The 2556-nt window shown below is 60.8% G+C and carries 3 protein-coding genes; 2 read left to right on the forward strand and 1 reads right to left on the reverse strand.

Annotation, left to right across the window (positions count from 1 at the left end):
* Nucleotides 1–83: 83 nt before the first annotated feature.
* A complete protein-coding gene (locus IE243_RS15070; protein WP_191320223.1) occupies nucleotides 84–920 on the reverse strand; it encodes an SDR family oxidoreductase in 837 nt (278 codons plus the stop codon).
* A gap of 59 nt (nucleotides 921–979) precedes the next feature.
* Here IE243_RS15070 and IE243_RS15075 point away from each other — a divergent pair, with 59 nt between their 5' ends.
* Nucleotides 980–1381 carry a GFA family protein gene (locus IE243_RS15075; RefSeq protein ID WP_191320224.1) on the forward strand — a complete coding sequence of 134 codons (402 nt, stop codon included), beginning with the start codon at nucleotides 980–982 and terminating at the stop codon, nucleotides 1379–1381.
* Nucleotides 1382–2072: 691 nt separating this feature from the next.
* On the forward strand, nucleotides 2073–2556 hold a 484-nt coding region (locus tag IE243_RS23520; protein WP_505661113.1), incomplete at its 3' end, for an outer membrane protein.

Here is a 2556-nt window from a genome sequence, read left to right on the forward strand (position 1 = left end):
GAATCACGTCCGCGCTCCCAACAAAACCCTGCATGAGTCAGGGGCAGAAGGCCTTGGTATCAGCGCTGTTTACTTACAGTTACTTACAAGATGAAGTGGTCTCCAGCTGCCCGCACCGTGATCTCGCCGATCGAGACCCCCCATGGCTGGTCGATCGCATGCAGGACCGCTGCTGCGATGTGTTCTGGCGCCAGGGACTGGTAGTCCATTTCCGTGGGGTCGAGTTTGATGGGGTCGAGGCTGCCGTTGCCCATCGCCTCCGCCATCTCGCCAAAGGCGGGCATGTTGTAGCCAAGGATGCCGACAACAGCCTGGGGATTGATCACCGAGCCGCCAAGGTTGGTGGCGGGAACGCCCGTCGGCTTGACCGTGGTCACCTTGATCTTGCCGCGGGTCTCCAGACGAAATGATTCCGACAGGAAATTCACCGCAGCCTTGCTGGCGCCGTATACCGCCGCGCCAATCACCGGGAAATTGCCGTAGATCGAGGATATGTTGATGATCTGCCCACGGCCGGCCGCCATCATCGGCTCATAAGCCGCGACCATGCCGTTCAACACGCCTTTGATATTGATGTCGATGCACTTGTTCCAGGCCCCGTGAGCGGCGGCGTGATCGGAGAAAAAGGCGAGGGGCATGATGCCGGCGTTGTTGACCATCACGTCAACCCCGCCATGGGCGTCAACGCCGGCCTGGACCAGGGCGTTCACCTGTCGGGCGTCTGTCACATCGGCGGCGTGCGCTTGGGCCGTCCCACCCGCCGCGGTGATGGCGCTGGCCGTGGCCTGGGCGGCGGCAAAGTCAATATCGCCACACGTGACCCGGGCGCCCCGAGCAGCCGTCATTTCGGCAACCAGACGTCCAAAGCCGCTGCCGGCGCCCGTAATGACGATGGATTTTCCCGTGATGTGATCGACCATATGTTTTCTCCCGCATCGATTTTATGATACGTACGTATCATAAAAGAAGGGAGGCAATCATGGAAGGTGGATGCAATTGTGGGGCGATCCGTTACCGGATCGAGGGCGAGCCCGCTGTTGTGGCGGCCTGTCATTGCCAGCGCTGCCGGCGGCAGTCAGGCAGCATGTATTCGGTCAACCTGGTGGTGAGCCCATCGGCGTTCACCATGGAAGGCCAGCCAAAGGTCTTTGAGGACCGGGACACCACGAGCGGCGAGCCGGTTTTTCGGGAGTTCTGCGGCGACTGCGGGTCGCCGATCCGCTCTATCCTTGGCTCGAACGCCGATATCATCGCCGTCAAGGCCGGCACGCTCGATGATCCAGACCCTTATGCGCCGGCGCTGCATGTCTTTACGAGATCGCGCGTGGCGTGGGTGGAAATCCCCGAGGGAACGCCGCAATTCGACGCCAATCCAGGTTAGCTATAGCCTTGAGAATGCCCGAGAGAATGCCCGCCGCATCTTTGGCCGCCGCCTGGCGGCGCGCGGCGAAGGCGCGGCGTTGCCAGGGCCGGTCACATGGGCCATCCGTTGCAGGCCTCATGCCTGACTGCTCCGCCTGATGAGGCAACGAATCAGTGGCGGCATATTGGGGTGGACGTATTGCCCGTATTAAGCGATGGTTTACCAAGAGTGGAAGCAGCGCTTGGCGGGTAGTTTGGGTCCCAATGGCGAAACGGCCCGCGCTGCTCTGTTTTTTTGAGCCGGAACGATATCTGGCGGCGCCCCGGTTCGCGCCTTCGAAGGCGCGCGTATTTACCAGATCTGTGGATCACGCCGGTTTTTCAGTGACTGCAATCTGCACGCTATGAAATTGAAATATCATACAATTTTTGCCATGAAACTTGGCCAGTCACGGCATCTGCGGGGCTGTTGGGTGACAGAAAGCCCCAATCCCGCAGTTTCACAGGAGCCTCCTGGGCGATTCATACTTAGTGTACGCATCACCGGGTAACTCCACCGTCATTGCAGGAAGTTGCGCTCACGGCGTACGGAGCTACGTGAATCTGTTGCTATCATGCTACAGACAGCGGGGGCTCCCCGGTGTATGACCTTACTAACTCGCGGTGAGCGGCCCACGCCACTCCATCGCAAGCAATGAACGGAGTGAGTGATGAAAAAGCTTCTTCTTGCGGGCGTTGCCGCCGCTACCATGCTGGCCGCCGGTTCCGCTTTCGCTGCTGATCTGCCTTCGCGCAAGTACGCGCCGGTTGCCCCGGTCGTCGTGGCTCCCGTGTTCACCTGGACCGGCTTCTACGTCGGTGTGAACGCTGGTTACGGCTGGAACACCAACAATAACAACAACGCGTTCAACTACTATGCTCCGGTCGCTTCGCAGTACCTGTGGACCGGCGGTGGCTCGAACAACGACGGCGGCTTCGTCGGCGGCGGCCAGATCGGCTACAACTACCAGATCGGCCAGTTCGTGATCGGCGCTGAAGCCGACATCCAGTACGCCGACATGGGCGGCAGCAACCACTTCGGTTACGGCAACCAGGGCATGGACTGGTTCGGCACCGTCCGCGCCCGCGCCGGTATCGCCATTGACCGCGCCCTGATCTACGTGACCGGTGGTTTCGCCTACGGCGGCGGCGGCA

Origin of the sequence: Camelimonas fluminis (genome assembly GCF_014656355.1) — a bacterium.
In the GTDB taxonomy this organism is placed as follows: domain Bacteria; phylum Pseudomonadota; class Alphaproteobacteria; order Rhizobiales; family Beijerinckiaceae; genus Camelimonas; species Camelimonas fluminis.

What these genes read in the sequence shown, in the direction of transcription:
- IE243_RS15070 (WP_191320223.1), bottom strand. Translation starts at nt 920, where the DNA reads ATGGTCGATCACATCACGGGAAAATCCATCGTCATTACGGGCGCCGGC.
- IE243_RS15075 (WP_191320224.1), top strand. Translation starts at nt 980, where the DNA reads ATGGAAGGTGGATGCAATTGTGGGGCGATCCGTTACCGGATCGAGGGC.